Genomic DNA, 1,918 nt, shown 5'->3' on the forward strand with positions numbered 1-1,918 from the left:
TCACCATTCATTTCTTCCACCTGGTATTTCGGCATTGATGGACGCTCCTTTTTGCAGCAACCACCTTCCGAGAGGAAGGTTCCTGCTGTTTTTCAGCGGAGGTTGTCTTGGCTTTCGAGGCGACCTTTAGGTCGATAGCCCGTCGCTGGTGTGCCCCCACACCTAGCGACGGGCTAAGGGTGGCCGGCGCCTCAATTTTGGAGATTGCCTAAGCGGGCGCCGGCCTGGCGAACCGTGGTCCGCCGCAATATGAAAAGTAGCTAAAACGTCTGCGATCGACATGGTGTGATCGCGTAAGCCCTTGGCAAGCGAGAAAAAGCCCATCGGCAACCACCGCTACCTCCCTCTAGGTAGCTGCCTGACAAGCCGGACGCTTATGGTTCGCAAAGATACGCAGTTTGTCTGGATATCCAAGCCGCAAAGTCTGGTTGCAACTCGGGCACCTGAAAGTCGCTATGGTCTTAAACCATGAGCCTTTCCGGATGATTGGGTGCCTACACCGGGGACATTCGAAGGTTAGGTACTCGTCGTTCAAATCTGTGGGGATTGGCACTGCCCTGTCTCACCATTAGGGTTGCAACGATTGCCGCCACCAACGCGGGCCTGGCGATGAAAGGCCAGCCGCCGATAATGAAGCAAAGGGCGGTTTGTTTCTCACCAGGGACCAATGCGGTGAGAGATCGGACCTCGGTCTGCAACATAAAGATCACGGTTGATGACTTTCCACCGCTTTCGCGCAGAGGCGGAAAGGGTTGGACGCCTTGCCCTTAACAGCACAAGCGGGGCGGCCCGGCCGGCAGGCGGGGGTAGAGGACGGCGGCCGGGCCTGACCGGCGAGCACGACCTAGATACTCACGGGCACCGCGCGGCTGATGTTGATCATATGAGGAATTTCCTAGAATCATCGCCATCCGAACGAAGGAACTCATCGAGCGGGAACAAATCCGTAAATGTGTGCATTTAGCCTGTCGCTCCCGGCCGATCGTGGTTGAGCGTCAGCGTGTTGGCTCCAGCGCTTATTAGGGAGGCATTTTTCCGCTGGAGGCATTTACGAGCGCAGCGGTGGCGAGAATGAACAGTTCCGCATACTGGTGGATTCTTGTCTACTGCGCTCTCATCCTAGCGATGTGCAACTTCCTCTGGACCTTGCGCTAGGTGCCTCTCAGAATCGGCTTAGACGGCCCCTTTCCGCAGCCTCACCCCAGCGCCGCCTTCAAGATAAGCGGAACCTAATATGCGGCTCGTGCTTATGGAAAAATGAGCACACGCGGTGCCAATTTCCTCGACGGTGGATGGCAGAGCATCTGCCGGAAGCGGTGACCGACGACCCGGCCGCGATAAACGATCTAACCGACCAAGCGATGGAAGCGGCGGACCGAGAGGGCATCGCGGTAAGTGAGATCTATGAGGAAGTCGGCAGCGTCTTCGAAGTGATCGCTGAGGCGATGCAGCACCGTAATGGCAGTTTGCCCGAGGCCGATCTCGCCACCTTTGATCTCTTGGCCGGCCGGTTATCCCAGGAAGAAAACATCTCCAAGGAGCAAGCCCACGATCTGATTGGACGTTTCGGTACCGATTGGGAAACGCTGCTCAACGAAGCCCATTTCATGAAAGAACTTGAAGGCCGACTGGGGGAGGAATAAATCCCCAGGTGGTGAGGCGCGGTACTCTAATTTAGCAGTCTGGGAACCTTTCCTGAGCGGTCATGTTGACTATTTGGTCGGCGCATCTTCCGCCAAGCGGAGAGCGTCGCTTCGGGATGGATTGTCGCCTGTCACCGAGAAGGTGAGAGACGCCGGCTTTCCTTAGGAGGTCCCGACAAAGAGCCCGCCCAAACGTCAGAAGAGCGGGCTCTTTCATTGAGCCCTTGCCATCTGAAAGCATCTAAGGAATATAATCCTCTCCGGTGCGGCGACCC

At 56.7% G+C, this 1,918-nt stretch carries 1 protein-coding gene; it reads left to right on the forward strand.

All coding sequences use genetic code 11. From position 1 onward, the window contains the following. The first annotated feature begins 1,292 nt into the window (after nucleotides 1–1,292). Nucleotides 1,293–1,643: a hypothetical protein gene (locus tag RFM98_RS31095; RefSeq protein ID WP_320312284.1), complete on the forward strand. Its 351-nt coding sequence runs from the start codon at nucleotides 1,293–1,295 to the stop codon at nucleotides 1,641–1,643. The last annotated feature ends 275 nt before the right edge of the window (nucleotides 1,644–1,918 follow it).

The sequence above is a fragment of the Mesorhizobium australafricanum genome, from assembly GCF_033977265.1.
Lineage (GTDB): Bacteria > Pseudomonadota > Alphaproteobacteria > Rhizobiales > Rhizobiaceae > Mesorhizobium > Mesorhizobium australafricanum.

Coding starts and splice junctions, on each gene's coding strand:
- RFM98_RS31095 (WP_320312284.1), top strand. CDS start 1,293: ATGGCAGAGCATCTGCCGGAAGCGGTGACCGACGACCCGGCCGCGATA.